The sequence below is a fragment of the Rhizobium sp. C1 genome, from assembly GCF_021026335.1.
Classification (GTDB): domain Bacteria; phylum Pseudomonadota; class Alphaproteobacteria; order Rhizobiales; family Rhizobiaceae; genus Ensifer_A.
On the sequence record NZ_JAJNCY010000004.1, the window covers coordinates 1 to 22427 of the forward strand.

A 22427-nucleotide genomic window follows, 5' to 3' on the forward strand; every position below is an offset into this window, starting at 1 on the left:
TACATCGAGCGCTTCTACAATCCGAAGCGACGCCATTCGACACTGGGCTATCTCAGCCCGATAGAATTTGAAAACAAGGTCGGATTAGCTTAACTCGGTGTCCGATAAACTGGCAGCAGGCCACGCCACTATCCCGTAACAATGCGCACAGGCGTGCCTTTATAAGCGGGCGTCTTGGAATGCTTTTCGTGATAGGAAAGCGGAACGAGCGGATTGAGTTCAGGATAGTATCCCGCAACGCAGCCTGCAGGGAGGTCGTAGGCGGTCACTTTCAGACCGGATACCATACGCTCTATGCCATCCTTGATATCGCAGGTCAGCGAAACGATCTGATCTTCCTCCAAGCCTAGCCGTCTCATTTCATCGCGGTTGATGAGTACCACGTCGCGGCTTCCCTCAAGACCGCGCAGGCGGTCGGAATAGCCGTAAATCGTCGTGTTGAACTGATCGTTGGAGCGGAGCGTGATCAGCGTCATGCGGGCGGGGTCTGGGCCCGTCACACCCGCGTCCTCGCCGAGGCTGGTAATCGTGGTGGGCGCGGTGAACTCCGCCTTCCCGCTCTTGGTTTCCCACTTTCGCTCTCGCGCCGTGTTGCCACGATAGAAACCACCGGGCTGATGAAGCCGCGCGTTGAAATCATGAAACTGGTCGGGATAGGTTTCGGCAATCAGATCGCGGATCCGGTCGTAATTTGCGGTCCAGTCATCCCATCGCAGTCTGGGGTTCTCTGGAAGCGTCGCCTTGGCAATTCCACAGACGATGGCAACTTCCGAAAGGAGTGCCTCACTTGGCGGCTCGGCATTGCCGATAGAGCCGTAGATGTGGCTGAGCGAATCCTCCATGGAGACCGCCTGGCGGCCGCTCGCCTGTTCGTCGATATCCGTTCTGCCGAGGCAGGGCAGCACGTAGGACACAGCGCCCGGCGTGAGGTGCGACCTGTTGAGCTTGGTGGCGATGCTCACGGTCAACCGCATCCGCGGCCAAGCTTCTTCCACCCTCGCCCTGTCAGGCAGCGCGCGAACCAGATTGCCGCCAAGCGAGACGAGGGCCTTGACCGATCCGTCGAGAATGCCTTCGCAGGTTTCGACGGCGTTGCGTCCGTCCTCTCGCGGAGCGGTGAAGTTGAACATGGCTTCAAGCTTGTCGAGTGGGATGCTTGCCGTCTTCTCGCCGATCCCGACGGTGCGCTGGCCCTGGACATTGGAATGTCCGCGGACCGGCGAAACACCGGCACCTGGTCGCCCGATATGCCCGCGAAGAAGCAGGAGGTTGACCAGCATGCCGAGGTTCAGCCAGCCGTTGACATGCTGAGTCAGCCCCATCCCGTAGATGCCGATCACCTTCGGGGAGGAAAGGTAGATGTCGGCGGCTTCTGCGATCATCTCCTGGTCGAGGCCGGAATGCGCCTCGATGTCGGACCATTGCATCGCCTGAACCGCGGCCTTCATGGCCTCGAAGCCAGTGGTTTCAGTCTCTATGAACTTCCTGTCGAGAACCGTTCCCGGCATCGCCTCTTCGGCGGCAAAAACGCACTTCATCATGCCGGCGAGGACCGCAATGTCGCCGCCCGGACGGACCTGATAGTAGCGGCTGGAGATCTTCGTCGCCTTTCCAACCGTCATTTGCACGATATTCTGCGGGTCCACGAACTCGATCAACCCGCGTTCACGCAATGGATTGAAGGTCACGATCCTGCAGCCCCGCTCGACGGCTGCCTTCAACTGGCTCAGGAAGCGCGGGCTGTTCGTGCCGGTGTTCTGGCCGAAGAAGAAGATCGCGTCGCACTGTTCGAAGTCTTCCAGCGTGCAGGTCCCGACCGGCGTGCCGATGAAGGTCTTCAGGTTCACGGATGTCGTCTCATGGCACATGTTGGACGACTGCGGCAGGTTGTTGTTGCCGTAAACGCGGGCGAGAAGCGCGTAGAGATAGGAAGCTTCAAGTCCCGCATGGCCCGATGCGTAGAAGACCGCTTCCTTGGGGTCAAGCGCCCTGAGTTCCGCTCCGATCTCGCGAAAGGCTTCGCTCCAATCTACCGAAACATAGCGGTCAGACGCTTTATCATAGCGCATGGGATGCGTCAGACGTCCCGCATGTTCGAGATCGTGATCCCGCCACGTTCTCAACTCCGCCACGGTGTGGTCGGAAAAAAACTCCGGTGTCACACGTTTCGGAGTGATCTCCCAGAGCGTGGCCTTCGCGCCGTTTTCGCAGAACTCGAAGGTTTTTGTTTTCGCCGGCTTGGCCCAGGCGCAGGAGGAGCACATCACTCCCTTGGGCTTGTTGAGTTTCGCCAGGACCTTGAGGGCCATGGGAGAGCTGTGTTCCGCGCCATAAATTTTGGCGACGCCCTCCAGCGAACCCCAGCCGCCGGTGGCGTGATCAAACTCGGGCGTATCCGGATCATGTTCGACCGGGCTGTGAGATGAGCCTTCGTTGAACTGGTTCATTGCCGCTTGCTCCTCATGCGCCGACCGCGCCGAAACCAAATCTCAAAATCTCTTTAGACAGCTAAAGCCCGATAAAATCGGTTTCGACTTCAAACAACGGCGTGCGGTTTCTGGAGTTCCATCTTGAGAAGGACCAGCCGCTAATTTCCTCGAAGGCGCATGAATGTACCCAGCGTCCAGGTCTTCCCGGCGGGCCGAGGGAACCGATCGGGCGCGTAACTGTTCCTGCAGGGACGAAACGCGCAATCTAGAGATCCGGTACTAAACGTCACCGGAACGCTCGCACTAGCACTCCTCGACAGGGAACAGACATGGCCGCGAAATCCAGACCCGAAGAAGAGGCTTACGACAAATCGCCTGCGGATCGTGATAACAAGCATTTGAGTCGGAAAGAAAAGCGGGAAGTTGATGATCGCCTCCAGCTGAGGCCCGTCGCTGTTTACGAGGTTGTGAAGAAAGAGGGCGAGTCGGAACTCGCCAGGCCGACGAGCAGCCTTCTATGGTCAGGATTGGCAGCGGGGCTGTCGATCGGATTTTCCGTCTTAACCCAGGCAACGCTGCGCCACTATCTACCCGATGCTGACTGGCGGCCTCTGGTGGAGTGCTGGGGTTACGCCGTTGGCTTCCTGATCGTCATTCTCGCGCGTCAGCAGCTCTTCACCGAGATCACGCTCACCGCCATGCTGCCCTTTCTGGCCAAACCCAGTGGCAAGGGCATTTGGGCCATTGCTAGGCTTTGGGCGCTCGTGTTCGCCGCGAATCTTGCCGGCACCTTGATTTTCGGAGCGGCAGTTGCGTTCGATATCCTTCATATGCCTGAAATTCGTGCTGCAGCGCTGGAGATCGCGCGTGAAGCCATGGAGCCTTCGCGCGGCATCATGTTCCTGCGCGCTATCGCGGCGGGGTGGTTGATCGCGACAGTCGTGTGGTTGTTGCCGTCAGCGCAAAGCGCCCGCTTTCCGGTCATTGCCTTGCTGACCTATCTGATCGCCCTGTTTCACCTCTCGCACATTGTCGCCGGTTCGGTGGAAGCCGGTGCGCTCATCTTTTCCGGTGAGCTTCAGCTCGGCCACGCCATCACACATTTCTATCTTCCCACCCTTTTGGGCAATGTGGTTGGCGGCAGCGCGCTTTTCGCGCTCATCAGCTATGCACAGATTGCCGAAGAGCTCGAAGTGGAGGCCGAAGAAAAATCCGAACCGAGGACGGTCAAGAATTCCGGCTGAACTCTAACGGAAGCCATCCTGCCTTTTCTACTATACTGTTGCCAGTTCTTGTGTGGAGAAATCAAGAAGGCCTCATGGGGCCCTGATTTGAACCGACCGCAATTCGAGTGACTCTGTTCAATCCGCCGGTTCACCATCAACGATCCATTATATTCCATGCCTTCCGACGGCTTCACCATCGCGGTTGAAGACCGCAAGAACCTTGCCTTGACGAAGGTCTGCTATTCAGCATGCAAGTGAACTCCCCTATGACTGAGAAGAAGGCGCGAAGCAGTCGTTGCTCGGTCTTAGCTGATTTCCTTTTCGTATGAACTCCCGGAAATTATTTCCGCCAATCACGCTGAAAGCTGCTGCCGAATTCGGCGGCACCGCTTTTCGATTTCATGCGTGATCCGTTCCAGGACCCTGCTTGGATCTCCCACAATTTCCGAGACGCCGGCCGCGATATCATCGCAAGCGCTTTCAACCCGTTCGGCAAGTTCCTTCACCCTCCTGACCGTCGATGCCCCACTGAGACCAATCTCCTCGGCAAATGCCTTCCAGTCGGCCGCATGGAGTTCAGCGGCAACAAACTTGCCCCCGATGCTTTGGGCGAGGCTCTGATCGACCTGGGGATATACAGCCGCACACATCAGATCGTAGAGCGGTGCGATCTTCGCAGACCCGCCAGCACCGATGAGGACGGAATAGTTCTTGGCGTGCGAATCCGAATTGCAGATCAGCACATTGAATATGACACCATCCAACAGTGCCGTGCGCTCCGCAGGCGATACGTAGCTTGCCACCGCATCGAACATCAGTTTCAGCGTCACGCCACGTCCGTCCGTGGAGCGCTCATATTTCTGGGACGGGAAGCGCGCGGTGAGCTGGCAGAGGTCTTCCTGATGGAGTCTGCGGATTTCTCCATCTCCATCCTTGAAGCGATCATATCGCTTGACGAGCAGATAGCGGCGGCGACCAGCCTGGCCGATTGTTGCCTCGGCCGCCTCCAACCCCCAGGCCCGCGCGAGCGCCAGACAGAAAGCCTCGTTTTCGACACTCCCGGTAAGGCGGTCCGTATCCGGCTTGAGGATATGCGTCGAGGGCGTGCCATCGACGGGAATGGAAATTTTCCCCGCCTCATCGACGAAGACGGGCAGCTTTTCTTGAACACCCGCCAGCGACATCGAAACGCCGCGCTCGCCAACCAGAAACGGTTTTGCCGGAAGCTGGTTCAGGATGCGCTCGATCGCGGCTTCGTCGGGAACGGGTTGCAGGTGAACGCCGGACTTGCGAGGCTCGCCGATCGACAGCGCACCCGCCGTGTCGCGCCCGATGTGACCGAGCAACCCGACGATGTCCTGCGGCGATACCTTGAGGCGTCGACCGATCACGGCCAGATGCGTTTCGGGAAGCAAATTGGCAAGCCAAGGGAGCAATCGGTCGGCATCTATCGTGCCCGAACGAAGGGGCATGGTCAGCGAGATCGGAAATGCCGAGCGGCGTGCCTCCCAGGACGGATCATAATCGAGCCGCCATTGATCCGTGAAGGTGAGTCGCGCAACGGGGAAATTTTCGTAGAAGATGGAGGTCATCGCCTGTCACCGAAGGTCGGCAGGAAATCGAGATCGTCCACCCCTTCCGGAAGCGATGGCGCAGCGGCTTTCACGTCGCCGATCTCGAGGCCCACCGTGCGGGCAACGATCAGCGCTTTTTCGAGCTGGCAACTTGGTTTGCCGGATTCGAGATCGACGATGAAGCGCTCGCCAGTACCCGAGCGACTTGCAAGCTCGGTCTGGGTCCAGCCGAGGCCCTTGCGCCTTTCCCTGACCAAAGCGCCGAAATCACGCGCCGTACGTATCATCTTAGCCTCCTACAGCAGAGCTTACCGTACAGGAAGGTTTTAATAGAAACAAGCCATACCTTACCGAGCGGGAAGTAAGACCACCATTCTGCATACATCATCCCGATCGGGAAATTTCTACCGTAAGCGACGCGAGGTAATTCTCTCATCGAGCAATGTTTCTATCGCCGAAGGTCGTGATCAAAATGTTCGCGATCGCGATATCCGTCTTCAGGCAGGTTACGACGCCGAGTAAGACGAGCATTCCAAATATGGTTACAAGGAGATCGCCGCAAAGTCGGCGCATAAAATTGCCAATCTGCCGCTCAATCCGGATATTGACTTCTCCATGTTCAAGGGGTTGGACTTCGACGCCGTGTGGAAGAAGCCGCGGACGGTGGTTCGAGCGAAAGGACCAAGAAGGTGCAAAATCCGCGAGGACACCGGAGTGAGACCGCGCGGTACTCGCGAAGCGGAAATAATTTCTGCTTTGAGGCCACATCCAGACTGTGAACCTTTGGCTTTCGAGCTTGCATCAGTCAACATTCGACTAACGACGCGTTAGTCACCGGCAGCATAGCCGACTCTTCTGGCTTCAATGCACTTCCTTGGTAGTCTCAAGATGTAGCAGCGCTCCTCTCAAAATGCAGGTCATGATGAGCCCAAAAACACAATCTCGATTGCCTCTTATGCGTGTAACAATTTAACGTGGTCGACGACTGTAAACGGTGGAGAATGCAATGGGCGAGGCTAAGAGGCGAGCAAGGGAACGGGCAGAGAATGAGAAGCTAATCAGTCCGATGAGTGCTGCTAGATTCCATCTACTTTCCATCGGAGTCAGAATGGCAGTCAGTCGGTTGTACTCAGGTGAAATTTCGTACTGGTCGGACCAGGAAGAGCGTATCCTGGGCTTAATAAGCCTCGACTACACTGATCAAGATTTCGCTTGGATGATCCTCGCCAGGGATCGCATTGGGCGTTTTCGATGCTGCAAACTTGATACCAGCATCAGTAGCGAGCCTCGAGCAACTGAAATCCTGCTCCGAGAGATGGCAAAGCTGGTCAGGGACGGCATCCCTGCAGATTTTGGCTGGCAAGGCGACGAACCTAATGCACCCTTCGATCTTTTGAGCGTTACACATGGAGAGAAGCTGCACCCCTATTTCGAGGCTCTCAGTGATGATGGCCATATGCCAGCTCGTGTCGCACTGAAAGAAATCGGACCTTGGCTCGCGCCCTCTGATCCGCATTTCGTAAGAGAATTCCAGACCACCGCGTTCGATCAAAGGATTTGGGAGCTCTACCTTTGGGCGGCCTTTAGGGAATTGGGTCTTGACGTCACTCAGCCAGAAGCGCCGGACTTTTCATGCCGCGCGCCGGGGATTGCTTTCACCGTGGAGGCTACTGCTGTCTCTCCCTCCACTTCCGGCCCCTTGGCGGTTCACCCAGAGCCTAAGACGCCAGAACAACAGGCCGAATTCTTGAAGCACTACATGCCGATGAAATTTGGCTCTAGCCTGACTAGCAAGCTGAACAAAAAGAATGCCGCTGGAGAGCCATACTGGGATCGCCCGGAGACCAGGGGGAAACCCTTCATCATCGCCATCGCGGACTTTCACAAACCCGGTGATCTCCAGAATTTCGGCTCTATGACATACAGCCATTCAGCTTTGTGGCCTTACCTGTACGGCAGGCGTGTGGTGTTCGAGACCACGGAAGGAGGCGGCGGATATTGGCGAATGGTGAGGGGTGACGAGCACATCTATGCTGGCAAGTCGATCCCGACGGGATTTTTCGACCTTCCAGGCGCAGAGAACGTTTCCGCGGTACTCTTCTCGAACGCTGGGACATTGCCGAAGTTCAACAGGATGGGACTTCGGGCCGGCTTTGTGCCCAAGAATCACATGTATTATCGCCAAGGCTATCGTTATGACCCGTCGCCAGATGCCTACGTCGGCATCCCATTCCAAGAAGATGTTTTGTCGCCAAAGTATGAAGAGTACTGGTCCGATGAGCTGCAGCTCTTCCACAATCCACACGCGCGTAATCCGATCTCTCCAGAGGCGTTTGGTGGCATTACTCAGTACTTCTTCAAAGACGGTGACCTTCATTCCATAATGCCGGAGAACGCGGTAATCGCGTCCTTTACAGCGGTGATTAGACTCGTTGGCAACGAGGACGGTAAGGTCGCTTGAGGCGAGGATCACCGTTAGGTGTCGAAAGTTACGGTAACAGCAACTGTTAGATGCCAAAGCAGCCGGACGCGTTTGTTGGACGAGATCGACCCTTTCGTAGGCTTTCTTGAATCTCAACCTCACCGATATTAATGAGGTATATAATTTGCAATATCAACCTGCGATAGAGGGATGGTTAGTAAAATTAATATAGATTCGCGCCGCCGATGCGAACGGCATAGGCATTTATGAGCGGAGTGCCGGCCTGCATTTTAATTCCAGATGAGTAGTCAGGATTATAAACTGTGGGCTGAGTGTAACTTACATTGCAGTGCTCCCCGCTGGGATGCTGCTTGCTGGCATACAGAGCCATAGCCAACGATATTGGCTTCGGGCCAAAAGGGGCCAACATCGCAAATCGATCTCCGAAGTCAGTCAAACTCCCTATCGCGTCGAATACTTCCGGGACGTTGATGCCGTCCACACGCTTGATGTTAACCGCGCTAATGTCGATGTTGGGAAAGAGATTCCGAGCAAATTTCCAGTTCTTGGCAACCCGCTCTGGGGAAGAGGGAAAGGGAAATAGCAATGCGACTTGTGCAGAAGCGAACTCGCCTGACAGAACCAGATCAGGGAGACCAAGAGGTTCATATCCCAATGCTATAATCAAATTCCGATCGCTCGGTACCCTGCGTGGTCCGGCAAAGCCTGGCAATGCAGCCCAGCGCTGCGGGTTTTCAGCAAGAGGCTCCTCTGAATACTTCTCTGGCTCCGCGTACGTGACGATGATGTTGTCGAATGTAGAGCTGAGAAGCCTCTTAATGATAAAGAAAAAAAGGCGCTTAGGCATTGAGCTAATATCGACTAATACGTTACGCTGACCGACAGTCTCTAAGTAAGCTTCTATAGCAATCGAGTACGAGCTGAAGGGCTCTATAAGTTTTCTGCGGCAGATGGATGCAGAGGGCAATCCTGACCGCAAGAAAATGCTTTCATTTGTGTCGGTCCTTCGTTCCACCTCTTGGTAGAACCGCGATGGTTCATCCTCGATCCTGAACACCAGCGAATTAGCGATGGTTCCGAGCGTTCTGAGAGTGGTGTACGTTGCATGGCTTCTCTCCTCCATTGAAGCGCAGCCAATGAAGGACCAAGACTGAGCTGTGAAATTTCGGGTCAGAAGTTGCAGAGAGCCCCAAGGTCTGAACTGGCCGTTTCTAATCACTCGTCGTCCCCAAAAAGAAAGGACAGCTGCGACTTTGACCGCAACTGTTCTTGGCGCGTAAGATCCGAAGTCGTACGCATTCCATTAGCAGCATCCATCCATCGTCGGACGTCTTTGGACTTTGCGTAGAACGGCTCTTTAGTATGGGGGGTGGGAAGCTGAAAGTAGGGGGTCAGGATGGGGGTCAGATACCACTTGCGGCTTTGACCGCGGCTATCACTCTTAGGAGTATGTTTGTAAGATTCGAGTACCCCGTAAGCCACACAGAGGTCCAGAAAGCGAGCGACGTCGGGCGTCTTCTCCAGCTCCGCCTCGCCGAGAGAAAAGCCGTTAGCGCCGGGATAGGACATCTTCCTGTCCTCGCGTAGGGCGCTGCGAAGTGAGCTTCCAAGAACGTTGACGAACCTGTGCCGATCGTCACCGCCGTGGGGGTCAGCTTTGATCTTTCTAAACCAATAGGCGCTTGCCTCCTGTATTCCCATATCTTGGACAAGCGGATCGATCCCGTCGGATAGCTTCTCAATGTCGGCCTCATCAGTGCGCAACAACTCCGACCATATGAACTGGCAGAGGGTGAGGAAGACCAAAATGTTACGACCTGAAAGGGAGACGACATCGTCTGCACCAGCCCAGATCATGCGTTGCTTTTTCGACGCTGAAATTTGCAGCAGTGCTTGTTGGACTCTTTCTTTCCACCACCATTGCCGGGACGCGGCCTCCCAAGGTCTACCGTCGAGTTCTCCTAACTCAACATCACGTCGAGAAAGTTGCTGAAGTAGCCACGCTTCTCCCAGTTTGGCCGACAGAGGGTCAACCCGAGCGAGATCGGTCAGAAAGGAAGCTGCTCCAGTGGGCTCAGTAATTCCTCGGAAGGTCAGGCTGTCATCGCCCTTTATGTAGTGTCTCGCCTTCCATCGAGGTGGCACCTTAGGACCAAAGACACGTTTCAAAACCTCTGACTTGGAAGCGCCTTGCAGTAACTCCGACTCATCAAGTCGACGACGGAAGACGTCGCTACAGAACTTGGGAAACAGGCTGCGCCGCGCCTCCTTCCCGCGCAACAGGTCGCCGATATCTACAATCTTGAAATTGCGAAGCTCCTCTGCTGCAGCGTTTGTCCCAAACATTTTGAAGTCTGGATAAAAAGAGTATGGACGCGCTCCAACTCGGTAGGAAACACGGTTGTCCCGGGTCCCGAGCATTTTCATTACAACACTTCGAAAGCTCGCCAACGAAGACAATTGATGTTTCGACTCAAGCCCAATTAGGTCTTCGAACTGGTCGATCCTCACGAAGACAGGAACATCAGCACCTAAAATCTTGAACTGCTTCAGGGTCTCGGCGCACACACCAATAGGCTCTCCAGCGCTAGATTTCGTGCGCGATATCTCGTCGGAGAGCTCGCTGTTGAAGTTAAGGAAGCTTCGGTACTCCGCGATGCGGTGGTCGATGACTTTCCGTAAGGCGGGGTAAGTTCGGACGCCCTCCATTGCTCCAAACCAGCAAGGCTTTGCTGCAAGAGCCCGTGCGAAGTCATCAAGCCTCGAAGGAACAAGGCTGAGGGCGAGGTCACTGATGAGAGAGGACACTTGTGAGGCCCAAATGGTCTCTAGTCCAGAGAGAAGATCATCCACAATCCAGTAGTTAAGAAAGTCGCCGAATAATAGCGAAACTACTACATCGTCTTCGGCTCCATAGTGTTGTCCTACGAGTGGTCTTTGACCGAAGTCCATCGCGCTACTTTTCTGGAGGTTGATTCCAGCAGCGACATATCTTGAGCAATGCGGAGGTAGTGGCCACTGTCGGCTTGATCTAGCATAAGCTATCTGAACCTCTGGCTTCAGTAAATTTAGAAGCGCAGTCTTGCCCGCACCTTGTAGGCCAGTAAGCATTACATTGCCAGGCTGGAAGAGCGCATGAGTCTCTGACTCTTCAACCAACACTGGGGAGAAGATGCTGACGAAGCGATCAGCCGAGATGTTCTCGGTAACATAAAGCTCCACAAATGGATTGCGTTGACGTGCCATCAAATTGGTTCCCGCGAATTGCGATAGAATAAGGGTGACCAACCCAGGTCCGATTGCCTATGCAGCGCTGGTACGGAGTTATCTGGACAGTTGTCGTATTTTACAAATATTGCTCCAGTGTCGCGATAACCGAACGCGGACGTCTGCTGAAGCCAAGAGCCAGGCGTGCCCTTCACTTTACCATGAATTGCCTTCAGTGTCTGCCGGATCGCATCATACTCGGGACGTTCGTCGGCCACATATTCGGGCGAGATAAAGTGCTCCTGCGGTATTTCCAGAACAGGACTGTAGGTTAGGCATGGATAAATTCTTTGAAGATCAATCGCCATAGCCTTCCCTTTGGGGCAAATGATCAGTGGACAAAATAGAACTTTTAATTCTGGAATGTAATTATTAATTTCGCAGCACAAACGGATTGCATTTTCAACCTGAGATCCGCTTCCGACAAAATCTTCAAGTAATACTATTCTGTCCTTATTGCCTTTATCCATGACAGAGAAAATAAAATCAGAAATTGACCAATTTTCTAGGTGCTGTTCCCATGTGTATCTGACATTTCCGCCGTGAACGTTATTCCATCTCAGGAAATTTCCCAGTCCAAAGCTGTCGGTTAGCTCTGTAAAGGCAATTTGGTTGTAGCTCTGCTCCAGCCGAGATCGAGCCCCTGGATCAAAAATCGAGATGTCGGACGTACTTAATAGCCAGTGAGCGGTGTTTTTACTATACGCAGTAAGAGAGGCGGCCTTCATCTCGTCACGGCCGACAAAGATGAGATAGCGAAGCATTAAGAAGAGATTCTGTTGATCTGCTTCAGACGAAGCGGACGCAAGCCATCGCGCAAGTCGTAAGCCAAATTGGCCATGTTCACCAACATCGGTGACTTCATAGTCAGAAAAAAGCGCGACTTCTAAGAAGTCGACATTGGCCGTGAGATCGGCAAAGCCGCGCTCCCCCATGTTGTCTGATTGGCACCACGACGAAAGCAGCTGCCTCAATTCGGTTCGTGTCATGCCAGCCCCCATTGATCTCTTATCGCGCTGGCGATTGCTCTACCGAACATCGGCGGCACGGCGTTCCCGATCATTCGAAATACTGCTGTTTCGCTGCCTACGAAGCTAAACTTATCTGGGAAGGTCTGAATTCTCGCGGCCTCCCGGGCGGAAAAGCCTCTGTGTTTGTCGGGATGAAGAAAGTAGCGAGGCTGTCCGAAACGTGTATCAACAGTGGGAGAAGGGTTCTCCCAAGACAGGCGGCGATATTTGCCGTTGAAGGTGTTTCGAAGATCGATGAACTCACCTAAATGCTTCAAGTAACCCTTCTCTTCCAGATTGTGAATTAGATTGGGCGCACCGGGCCCCGCAGCGGCCGTTAGCTCGGTAAGAGGCACAGGGTCAGCGTCGCCGTTCTTGCGTCTGCGTTGCTGTCGACGGAGTCGGACTATCAGGTTGAGAAAGGTCGCCTCCTCGGGTGACACCTCGCCAAAGACTTCTGGAATGTCCCAAGTATGAACGGCAGCGTCGCCTTTCCGCACATTTGAAAGCTTTTGCCCGGATTTGATGCGAGTAGCAATTCGATAGCCATCAGAGTCTTCTCGTAGAAAACTCTCCCGATGGTCTGGAACCTCATCAACGCCATGAAGAGCGTCTCGCAAGTTTCTAGGTGCACAACTTTGGAGCTCAAATCTGAAGGGCTCATCTAAAGAAGCGACTATCACGATCCTAATGCGCTTCTGGGGGATGCCGTATTCTGAGGCGCTCAAGAGTTTCCATGACACGTGGTACCCCGACCCAGCCAGAGTCTGGGTCACGTTCTCGAAGTGCTGCGAGTTGTGTTTGCTAAGCAGCCCGCGAACGTTCTCAATGACTACTATGCGTGGTTTTGCGCGGCTGGCTAGCTGAGCAACATTTATTAAGTGATTGTTTCTTTTGTCTGAAGGGTTGTTATTACCTGCAGTCGAGAAGCCCTGGCAGGGGGGGCCAGCGATCAGAATATCGTTGCAGCGAATTAGTTCGATGGTCTCACTGGGGGGAACCGACAGATCAACACAATGAGCTTCTCCGCCGAAATTTTGCTTATGAGTAGCGACGGCATACTTATCGTGATCGAACGCGGCCGCGCACCTGAAGCCGGCATCTCGGAAACCGAGGTCAAGCCCACCACACCCGCTATAAAGACTTACAAAACTCGCGGGCATTCAATAGACTCTCACACCATATAGTTTCAACAAGAAACTTTTAGCAGCTACCTCAATTCAGATCAAATGCCTCCCTCATCCACTATCCCGTCGCCACCTCATCAGTGTATCGGTTTAACGGGCCAACCGAGTGTCACTTCGCTTTTTCCGGGTATTGGGGGCTCAAGTCCATATTTGCGGTTCCGAAAGGCGCACAGCAAGACTTCCGAGTCTCTATCCAATCTAGCGTACTATTTTACAATAGAACATAAGTTGTTGATTCGCGATGAGAAATGACCTGGGGCCATCGCCAAGCTTACGTCAGTCTGAGCAATGACTAGCAGTGGGCTGGCCAAAAGGTAAATCCTGCCGATTTGGCGATGGCTTCGATGGCAGCGTTGATGGCATTGAACTGATAGTAGCGTGGGGCGTTTCCGTTACCGTCATCATAATAAACCTGGAGCACGTGAGCTTCCGCAGGCTCGTCTCACCATCGCCCGTAAAGCCGCCAAAGCTCGTCCGGAGACGGAAACTGGTCGAGACTCGGGCTCTCTTCCTTCACGTCTCGCAGTACTGTGCGATCATGAAATACGAATCCGTCTCCGTTCGAGCAGAATACGAAGGGAATGGCGAGCGCGTCGGCATAGTCGAATCCCTGTTGCAGGCCGTCGCCTACCGGATGGGAGTTGTCCTTTGCCTCAATCAGCGCGATGGGGATATTGGGCTTGTAGCAGAGAACGACGTCCGCCTTCTTGGCAGTGCCGCGGGCCACCAACTTGCCGCGCACAGTGATGCGCCCCTTGGTGAAGAAAACCTCCTCACGGACCTGCAGCATCATATCCCAGCCGGCCTCTTTCACGGCCGGCAAGATGAATTTCGTGCAGATATCACGTTCCGTCAAAGACGCGCTTGTCCACCCCGATGATGCCCGCCCAAATTGTTTTTCATTGTTCACAATGAATAGTGTTGGCCGCACTATTGCAACCCTGAGAACAACCTGTGGGAGCCGAAAACAAACGATAGGGTTGGTCGCCCTGCTGCGATAGATCTGCTCACGATCGAAACTCAAATCGCACTCGCCAACAGGATCCTTTATGAGCGCTCGTCTGTCGACGGCTATCAGAATTGCCAAGGCCGCCAAGGCGATTTTGAGAAAGACCCGAAGCTTCCCGGATGAGCAAATGCAAGACGCTGATGATGTCGGCCGCTTTGAACTTGACGGCGTTGAACCAATGCTTCTGGCTCTATCGATGGAGTTGGCCCTCAAGGCGTGGTTTGTTTTCGACTTCGATGACCCGAAAACTCCAAGGACGCACGACCTCGTAAAGTTGTTCGACAGGCTCTCGGTTGAGAGCCAAATGAAGCTGGACGCAGAGTTCAAGAGATCGATCGCGCTACGTCATCCCAGCATATCCTATGTGGATTACGGCATTCGCGATCTGCTTTATCAACACAAAGATGCGTTTGTTGATTGGCGTTACCTCCACGAACCAAAGTCTACTCGCTTCGAACAATCTGCCTTCGAAGCAACGCTCGAAATGGTCCTAGAAGAGTTCGAGAAGAGATATTGCAGCGAGCGCGTTTAACCAATGTGGGGGCGGCGGCTAGCTCAAGGAGTAAGATCCGAATAAAACACTTCCGGTAGTTTGGTGTCGGCCCCACCCACACGGAGGTCGCCTGTCGGTGGCAGGTCACAGCTGCGCGATTCACCTGCAAACGACGTGATATCGAGTAACGGGGAGAGCACGACAGTTTTTGATTGGACGGCGTTTGCGATTGGCGTGGCGGCACCGTTACATTCACGGTCGGGGTTCCGAATGTAAGATTTGAAAAGCGGACGGCTAAGAATACTCGACCGACATCAGATTGAAGGTAAAGAGAAAGCCCCGATTTTCAGCCGGGGCTTGCAAATACAGGAAGCGACTATTTGCTTTTTGGAAAACTGCCGTCACTTTGGCGGATGGCCCATGTAGAATTTAGGTCGGAACGGGTATAACCCCGTGGCGTACTTCCTCGCAAGCTCATGAAAGACGTCCTCGGCTTCTTTCAAATTGAAGCCCTGTTTCTCTAGGACGTCGGTCATCTTATCCCGAAGCTGATCAAGTTTCCGTCCGCCATCCTGTTGCCTCTGAGCTTTGACAATAGCTTGCCAGAGCAGAACGCGGGCGAAGTCATCACGCCCAGGTTTCTTGTTCGCCTTGGCATCCGCCCTCACCGTAGCCTGCCGCTCCCTCTGTTCCTCGAGTCTCTGTCTTTTGGATTTACGTGCCATTCTCATCTCCTTTGCCTTGGCTCGATACCCAATACTCATTCCGCGGGCGGCAAGAGACAAACGCCATTTTTCGAGGAATCGCGATCTCAGACTTCCGCAACGCGCCTGCGAATCCAGGAATCGCGACAACGCCTTCCTGAATCGCATTTTGATAAATTGAGATGATGCGTTCCGACTTGGAATGACGTCTCAGTGACCTGAGACGAAGCTTTCCGAAGGCCTCAGGATGCGGACCGAGATCCAGATGAAGCGGCCCCAGTCACTCAAGGTTCGCGAGTTCGGTCACATGTGCAAGCTTTGCGCTTCCGTGTCGCCAAGGGTGAAATGATGATCCCCGAAGTAGCCCAAGCCCCTTCGACCGAGGAAATCACCATCCAAGGTTATAGAGATACGTGGCCCCGCGTCTGCCATCCGGCAGATCAGCTGCCGACCCTCGCCGACAGGATGGTCGATGTGGCAGCAATCTTGCGCCGATAGCCGAGCTCTCGTTTCCCAGCTCCCCTAGCGCACGCCGTTTGTACCTGAATCGCAAATCCAGAGTTTGGAAATGCGGCGCCATGGTTGTGAATCGGGCACCGCTTGTTCAGAATCGCGGAAGCGTAACTTGAGTTCAATTGACTTGAAGCATCTCAATTTACGATGAGTTACCGAGGACGGCATCCAAGTTAAACTTCACCCCCTAAAATCACTTGCGCCCTTGCACAGGCGTCAGGATGGTCCTTCCTCGCCAGCGCCTGCACAAGCCGCCAAGGCTGTCCGGATCGCCTCGCCCTCGAGAGCCTGCGCCCTGATAAGCCGATGCCCCAGATCTGAAATCAGCTCGCGATACGGTTCAAGAAGCTCTAAAGCGTGCCGCTCGGCATTTTCCAGCCGTTTCTGGACCCGCTCGGCCAGCGTGCTGTTGTACAGCAAAGTCTCGCCTGGATTGGTCGGCATCCGAAAGACGAGTGGCACATCACCTCCGAGGCCCAGGGCAGTTTCAAGCTCAAGCGCGAGCAGCGTTGCTTGCCCCAGATCGCTATGCGAGCCGCCCCCCGAACCCACCAGCGTCTCCCCGAAGACGACAGTTTCTGCAGCACGGCCGCCGAGAACGCAGGTAAGATTGCCGCCAATGCCCTCGGCAAACTGCAGTCTGTCTCGGTTAAGCAGAGTCTTCGTCGTGCCGCCAGAGGCGTGAAGACGGACGGAGACGACTTCACCAAGCCCGGTCATCTCTAGGGCGAGCGCATGCCCAATTTCGTGGACGGCGATGCGATAGCGGACTTCATCCGAGAATGCTCCGTCGTCTCGCCTGAGGGTCTCTTCCAGGACATCCCAGGTCAAGGGCAGCGACTTTCGCCGACACCGTGCGCGCTCCTCGCGCACGAGCCGCTCGATATCTGCTCCGGTCTTACCCGCAGCAAGCAGCGCCAGCGGTCGCAGACTTTCCGAAGCGCTTGCCATATTCATTCTCATAGGATCGCTCATACACGGCCTCCATCAAGGTTGATCTTCCGATTAGCCTCTGATGCGGCGGGTGCATCATGGCCATGATCCTTCGGCCGCTGACGGGCAGCGACGTCGTGATGCCCAACATTGTGCGCCACGGCGACGGGGTTTGGCCGCGAGCCAATGACGGTCGTCAGATCCGAGCCCAAATGAAACTCAAGGATTCCCGCCAGCGCCGTTACGTCCGGCATTGGAATATCGACACGGGTTTCGAGACGCCCCGAGCGCAACAGCGCCGAATCAATCCGCTCAGGAAAGTTTGTTGCAGCGACGACGATCACGCCTTCAGTTTTGGCAACGCCGTCAAGCAGCTCCAGCATCCGATTGATAAGTGAATTCCAATACTCGTCGTGCCGACCGCCGCCATTGGAGCGCCTACCGATGTTGTCGATTTCGTCAATGAATAGTATGCTGGGAGCATTATTGCGGGCGATTTCGAACGCTTCCGACATCGCTTTGAGGACGTCGCCGAGGTACCCCGGCTCGAGCATCGTCGAGAGTGAGGTAGCCAGCAGTGGCACTTGAATGGTGTTGCAGAGTGCCCGGGCAAAAGTCGTTTTCCCGGTACCCGGTGGTCCGCTGAGCAAGAGCTTTGTTGACATCTCAGACCAGGCAAGACCGCCTTGCTTCCAGAGTTCGAGATCAGCTTTGAGATCGAGTGCCCAGTCTCTGGCCCGTCCGTAACCTGCGAGTGTCTCAACGGAGAGGTATTTCGTCGTCGACGGTTTGGTGTTCTTGTCCGGCGGCGGGGCCTCTGGCTGCGTCAAATCAAACGCACCGTGCTTCCTGTCCCGGGAGAGATTTCCCTGCTTCTCGCGGCTCCCTTGCCTGATCTTTCTCGACCGCCATTCGTTTTCACCATCAGCGTCATCATCATCGGCATCGTTGGCGGCGCTCAGCTCGATCAGGATTGAAAGGATCTTCTCAACGGAGCGGCCAGGCCGTAGCGCGAGAGCCAGGTCGTCCAGGCCGAGTTGGCCCGGCTGGAAGGCACGCTCCTCCATAGCCTTGAGCGAGGCCTTCGGTGGAATATTGAGGCAGATGTGAAGCAGGTCAGCGAGCAAGCCGCGATCAAGCCTCCCGGTATCGAGGATAACGTCCGCTCCAGCCAGGAGCCTTGACGGAAAATCCGACGCCGTAGTCTCGTCCACAACGACAATGGGAAGCTCTTTGCGAAGAAACGCCTTGGCCACGGCCTCGCGCAGCGCCTTGGATGAAAGGTCCTGCACGCGCTTGCCCGAGATCGACGCCGCACGATGAGGATCGGAGGCATTGTCGCGATAGCTGCCGCTAATCGATTTGTCACCAAAAGCATCGACAAGACTTAAGGCGAAAGGCATGACCGCGCCCCTTTCCAGCATCGTTCCAAATCTGCGCTCGAACTCGGCAACCGAAGAGCGGATGACGACGACGGGAGCGGGACGGACCAGCAAGGAAAGCAACGGGTCAATATGATTGAAGGCCTCGCCGGCCGCGCTGGCGAGCAACAAAGCGACGGCCACATCTGCGACATGATGCGGGGTCCGGTGGGCGCGGATCAGTCGAAGCACATAATCACGGTCAACGGCGTGATGACCAGCGCTTCCATTTTCGGTGGACGCTGCCGACTTGGGTTCCTTCGCTGGTCCGGTGTCCCGCGTCAAAACAGGTGACGAACCCTTCTGAGCCACAAGCGCCTTGAGAGAGCGACCGCGTCTAGATTTGTCATTGAGCGCAGACGGGCGCTGGCTCCGAACGGGGCGGCCGGAGATCGTGTGGCCGACGACAGGTCGTTCGTTATCGTCGTCAAATTCGAAATCTGGGCTCGGCTCAGGCAAAGAGGAATCCCTCCGACTGAGAAACCGCTCGATGACCCGACGATCCACCACGGGATCTCCAGACAGCGCCAGTGTCAATGGTTGCCGGATATTCCAGCAGATCGGACCGTTGGGGGCCAGTTCATCGGACCCGAAGTGGCGTTCCAGGAGCCCGATGGCTTCGGCGGCTTCATAAGCGTTACGGATCGCCTGCCGCTCCAGGCGACGGACCAGATAGCGGGCGACACGATCCGCAAGCGGGATTGACGATGGATTTGTCATGGTCACACCCTCCCTGCTGCGGCTTCGCGGTCTGCCTGCGCGAGAGCTTCAGCAATCGATTCAGGCAGCCTGCATTCGATCCAGTCTCGGACGACCTGGGCTGCGGGATCGCCACCTTCGCAGAGCTGAATAAGCTGCAATCGGGTTGCTCGTGGCAACGCTCCCAAACTACGGCCACGCCTCGTCGCGAAACGTATCGCCGTTGCGATGACCTCAGCGGCGTCGGGAATGTCCGCCGCGTCGGCTTGTCCCCGATTGGACATGATAGACACGATCCGGCGCGTCCGCTCGGCTGCTGCCAACGCATCTGTATCGACGATCGGCGCGGGACCGCTGACGGTGTTTCGAGACCCGACCGTTCGCGCGGCGGGCTCTGTTTTTGGATCCGGAACCAAACTTGACATGAGGCATGCCTTTCCCGTTCGCCGCGAGCACAGCTCCAGCGGCACTTCTGTTTCAAATTGATGAGATTGAGGCCGTGGGCGAGCCCAGATCTTCGCGACGCTCGCCCTGGCCTATATTCAGCGACTAAACCGCCGCCGCCAGTTCGGGCGCGCGTGCAAGTCCGACCCGGAACGGTGGCGGCGAGCCGTAATCGTGGCGCGGGCTCAGCCCATTTGCTGGTGTCAGTGCTGCCATGGCGTCGACGGTCGTCCGAACCTCGCCATCGCTTTGACCATCATCGCCGTTCCTGTTCGAGGAAGACACGGCGCTACCGCCGTTCAACACATCGCGGGCTCCTGACGCTGGACGCGGTTCAGGACCAGCAACCTGTCGGACGGCGACTTTCCAGTTCCGCTCCACCGCCGCCGCGAACTGAGCGCGCATCCGTTCGATCACCTGCCCGGCTCCGTCCATTTCAAGCAAATGATCGAGGTGACTGAGAGGCCAGACGCCATGTTCGAGGTCGGTCTTCTGGCCGTCCGCGTTGAGGATGACGGCGCGCACTTCATCGACCACAATTCTGCGGTGCTCTTTGTAAAGCAGGTCCGGAACGACCAGGGCTGACGCCAGCATGCGGCCCTTCAGATCGGCGATCCGCGTCGATTCATAGGAAGCGAGCGTGCGCTTGACGTCGACGACATAAGCCAGCCTCTTCGATTGATGGACGAGCACCATGTCCGGGGTGTAACCCTTGCGACCACCTGTATCGGCGTCGAGGGTCAGACGGCGGAAGTGTTTCTCGTCGTTCATTGCGACAAGCTGGAGAGCGGCGGGAGTGACGGGGAGCCGAATGTTTTCCGTGAGCGCCAGCAGATCAGGACTTGTACTTGCAAGAAGCGCAATGCCCGCTTCCAGCAAATTTCCTTCCTGGATCGGCACCGCGCGCATCAACGATGCAGCCTCTTCCAGTCCTTTCGCAAAAGCGATCATCATTTGAGGAGCCGTGAAGGCTGCCGTTGCGGCCTGCTCGGCGAGCGCCAGAAGGCGCGGCTGGAGAGCCTGCAGATCCACGGCGATAGTGTAGTGGCGAGCGCGTTCGGCGCTCAAATGTTCATGAGACATCATTCTTCTCCGGGAAAGACGTCGAACGCGTCGCCCCTGCAGCTGGAGCCGATCAGGACTCGTCCGCTTCAAATCTGAAACGAGCCTCGTCTTCCTGACAGACTTCAGCGGACGCAGGTCTGCACGTCCCGAAAGCGGAAATAATTTCCGATTCCGGTGTCAGACGACAGCGTTCGAGGTCGTTTGAGTTTTAGCGCGTGGCGGGGTCGATCGGATCGCCGGCGCTGACCGCGTCACACACGCACAGGCCCGCAGCGCCATCGCGATGGCACGTGCAAGTCGCCGTCTCGCGCCGCTTCGGCTTCAGGGCACTGACCGGAAAAGATGACAAATTTTCTTCCGTCGCGCGGAAGATAGAGATAAGGCTCTTCATAGCCCAGTTTCCTTCGAACACAAGGTTGCGGGTCAGGCCCTCGTCGGTGGTGCAAACACAGGCGGGGGCCGCTAAGTGACTGCAGATGTTTGATATCTGCCGACACTCCAAACCTACCGCGTTACCTCGTCTGCAGCAAGGAGCCCTGGAACGCACCAGGAACAGATCCCGCGGACATGGTTAACGGGCGACGCGGTTGGCCGAGCCGGAACAAAAGAAAACCCCGCCGAAGCGGGGTTCACGAGCATCGGAGATCGACGGCTATCACGCCAGCTCCGGAACATCTGCCAAAGCTAAAGCGTCAAACAACGCTCTTGCCTGGTCCGTCTCGAATCCGAGGTCGATGTCCATCGACGGTAAACTAGCAATTTGAGTGCGCCCAGCATCATCGACGGAGGAACCGCCCGGTTCCTCCTGAGATTCAGTCTCTTCGACACTTTCATCCTCGATCAGGTCGAATCCAGGAAGCGGCTCTCCATCCAGGATGAAACGCAGGACGGGTAGCATTTCATTCTGAAGCCAACCGACCAGTTCTGCCCGATCGGGCCAAGCATCGGGCGCGCCTGCCTTGTACAGAAGCACCTGCACTTTATGCCAAGCCGTTCCCCTCTCAAATTCCCCGTGCCTCCATCTATCGAAAGATTGAAAACCAGGGACGACGGGGACGGCGATGCTGCAAAGAAGATCGTGCGCATGCCTGCAATCCATCGCGACCTTGTCTGACAGGTGCTTCTTGATTACTGCCCTTCCCACTTCCAATGGCTTCAACGCTGACTCCACTTCATCACGGATAGAGGCAATCATTGCATGGAAGAGCGAGATTTCCTTGAGTTCTTTGGCTGCGGCTGCCTTTCTCAAACCAGCGAGCCCAGGGGCATTCAGGAGAATTGGCTTCAGGTCCTTTTTGGTCAGTCCATTCTCGGCATCAATGATCGCTTGCACCTGCCTTCCGGTCGGCTTCTCACCGCTTTCAAATGCCTTCAGCGCAGTTTCAATAGACGTCTGATTTCCCCGTGCCATCACGAACATCGTCGTTGGAGCAACGGTTGCGGAGATCAAGCGTTCTTTGTAGTCCCCCAACTGTTCGTGAATAGAGATATATAGGTTGGCGGCCTTGACGGTGTAGCCTGCGGCAGGCTTCAGCCATCTCCCGAAACTTTTCGGCGGCAAGATGGATTTTGCGCGATGGAACTCGTGGCCGATGTCAAAGGCGTGGGCCGTGGATCTCTTGTTCAAGGCCTGCAGCTTTCCGGTGACGTCGGCCAGCAGCCCACCCTGGTCTTCATTGAGGCCCAATTGATCAATCCAAGCGGTGTCGCTTTTTGACACAGGGGCGGCGGCACCTTTTGCCTTTGCCGTTGCACGATCATTACGAATGTCTTCTGTCATATGTTTCTCCGTTTTGACGATTTCCGTATCAGCTCAATGGCTGATATAAAAATTGTCACCGCGGAATTTTTTCTTGTCAAATAGGTCAATGTTGACAATGGCTTAAAATGGTCCGAAAACACCCGTTTTCGAGTACGTTTTGACGCTGTTACCACGCCCGAAGTGCGACATTACGTCGCACCAAAGAGCGATGGCCAGATGACCGCCAGCTGACGTCCTTTCCGACTTCC

17 protein-coding genes and 1 pseudogene are annotated in these 22427 nt (G+C 55.5%); 4 read left to right on the top strand and 14 right to left on the bottom strand.

Translation table 11 applies throughout. The features are described 5' to 3' along the window. A partial coding sequence (locus LQK83_RS21755; protein ID WP_330166269.1) for an IS3 family transposase occupies nt 1-93 on the top strand: 93 nt, incomplete at its 5' end. Between the two features lie 35 nt (nt 94-128). On the opposite strand, the gene LQK83_RS10280 is transcribed toward LQK83_RS21755, so the two are convergent. Then, on the bottom strand, nt 129-2447 hold the full coding sequence (locus tag LQK83_RS10280; RefSeq protein ID WP_230837325.1) for an FdhF/YdeP family oxidoreductase: 2319 nt from the start codon (nt 2445-2447) through the stop codon (nt 129-131). 311 nt (nt 2448-2758) lie between these two features. Here LQK83_RS10280 and LQK83_RS10285 point away from each other — a divergent pair, with 311 nt between their 5' ends. Then, nucleotides 2759-3673, top strand: a complete 915-nt coding sequence (locus LQK83_RS10285; RefSeq protein ID WP_230837326.1) for a formate/nitrite transporter family protein — start codon at nt 2759-2761, stop codon at nt 3671-3673. A 335-nt stretch (nt 3674-4008) separates the two neighbouring features. On the opposite strand, the gene LQK83_RS10290 is transcribed toward LQK83_RS10285, so the two are convergent. After that, complete coding sequence (locus LQK83_RS10290; RefSeq protein ID WP_230837327.1) at nt 4009-5247, bottom strand: type II toxin-antitoxin system HipA family toxin; 1239 nt, start codon at nt 5245-5247, stop codon at nt 4009-4011. Continuing rightward, the gene (locus tag LQK83_RS10295; RefSeq protein WP_230837328.1) at nt 5244-5516 is read right to left on the bottom strand and encodes a helix-turn-helix transcriptional regulator; all 273 of its coding nucleotides are present in this window, start codon (nt 5514-5516) and stop codon (nt 5244-5246) included. The genes LQK83_RS10290 and LQK83_RS10295 overlap by 4 nt, the downstream gene beginning before the upstream one ends. Nucleotides 5517-6337: 821 nt before the next feature. Here LQK83_RS10295 and LQK83_RS10300 point away from each other — a divergent pair. Further along, nucleotides 6338-7690: a hypothetical protein gene (locus LQK83_RS10300; protein ID WP_230837329.1), complete on the top strand. Its 1353-nt coding sequence runs from the start codon at nt 6338-6340 to the stop codon at nt 7688-7690. Between the two features lie 184 nt (nt 7691-7874). On the opposite strand, the gene LQK83_RS10305 is transcribed toward LQK83_RS10300, so the two are convergent. The 5 genes and pseudogenes from LQK83_RS10305 to LQK83_RS21850 form a co-directional block, all read right to left on the bottom strand. After that, a complete protein-coding gene (locus tag LQK83_RS10305) occupies nt 7875-8795 on the bottom strand; it encodes a hypothetical protein (RefSeq protein WP_230837330.1) in 921 nt (306 codons plus the stop codon). Between the two features lie 92 nt (nt 8796-8887). After that, nucleotides 8888-10918, bottom strand: a complete 2031-nt coding sequence (locus LQK83_RS10310; protein ID WP_230837331.1) for an ORC-CDC6 family AAA ATPase — start codon at nt 10916-10918, stop codon at nt 8888-8890. Continuing rightward, complete coding sequence (locus tag LQK83_RS10315; RefSeq protein WP_230837332.1) at nt 10918-11928, bottom strand: phosphoribosyltransferase-like protein; 1011 nt, start codon at nt 11926-11928, stop codon at nt 10918-10920. Before LQK83_RS10315 ends, LQK83_RS10310 begins: the two co-directional genes overlap by 1 nt. Continuing rightward, nucleotides 11925-13112 carry a DNA cytosine methyltransferase gene (locus LQK83_RS10320; RefSeq protein ID WP_230837333.1) on the bottom strand — a complete coding sequence of 396 codons (1188 nt, stop codon included), beginning with the start codon at nt 13110-13112 and terminating at the stop codon, nt 11925-11927. Before LQK83_RS10320 ends, LQK83_RS10315 begins: the two co-directional genes overlap by 4 nt. A 352-nt stretch (nt 13113-13464) precedes the next feature. After that, nucleotides 13465-14046, bottom strand: a pseudogene (locus LQK83_RS21850) (type I restriction endonuclease); the annotation flags it as partial. Between the two features lie 139 nt (nt 14047-14185). Here LQK83_RS21850 and LQK83_RS10330 point away from each other — a divergent pair. Then, nucleotides 14186-14677 (top strand): hypothetical protein, encoded by a 492-nt coding sequence (locus LQK83_RS10330; protein WP_230837334.1) that lies wholly within the window; start codon nt 14186-14188, stop codon nt 14675-14677. A gap of 362 nt (nt 14678-15039) precedes the next feature. Here the strand turns inward: LQK83_RS10330 and LQK83_RS10335 are convergent, their stop codons facing one another. The 6 genes from LQK83_RS10335 to LQK83_RS10360 form a co-directional block, all read right to left on the bottom strand. Then, entirely contained in the window at nt 15040-15363 is a 324-nt protein-coding gene (locus LQK83_RS10335) for a hypothetical protein (protein ID WP_230837335.1), read from the bottom strand. A 708-nt stretch (nt 15364-16071) separates the two neighbouring features. Then, entirely contained in the window at nt 16072-16830 is a 759-nt protein-coding gene (locus LQK83_RS10340; protein ID WP_230837336.1) for a hypothetical protein, read from the bottom strand. After that, nucleotides 16827-18929, bottom strand: coding sequence for an AAA family ATPase (locus LQK83_RS10345; protein WP_230837337.1), 2103 nt, complete (start codon nt 18927-18929; stop codon nt 16827-16829). The genes LQK83_RS10340 and LQK83_RS10345 overlap by 4 nt, the downstream gene beginning before the upstream one ends. 528 nt (nt 18930-19457) lie before the next feature. Next, on the bottom strand, nt 19458-20438 hold the full coding sequence (locus tag LQK83_RS10350; RefSeq protein ID WP_230837338.1) for a hypothetical protein: 981 nt from the start codon (nt 20436-20438) through the stop codon (nt 19458-19460). 187 nt (nt 20439-20625) lie between these two features. Continuing rightward, nucleotides 20626-20808 (bottom strand): hypothetical protein, encoded by a 183-nt coding sequence (locus LQK83_RS10355; protein ID WP_230837339.1) that lies wholly within the window; start codon nt 20806-20808, stop codon nt 20626-20628. 264 nt (nt 20809-21072) lie between these two features. After that, the gene (locus tag LQK83_RS10360; RefSeq protein WP_230837340.1) at nt 21073-22197 is read right to left on the bottom strand and encodes a hypothetical protein; all 1125 of its coding nucleotides are present in this window, start codon (nt 22195-22197) and stop codon (nt 21073-21075) included. Nucleotides 22198-22427: the final 230 nt, after the last annotated feature.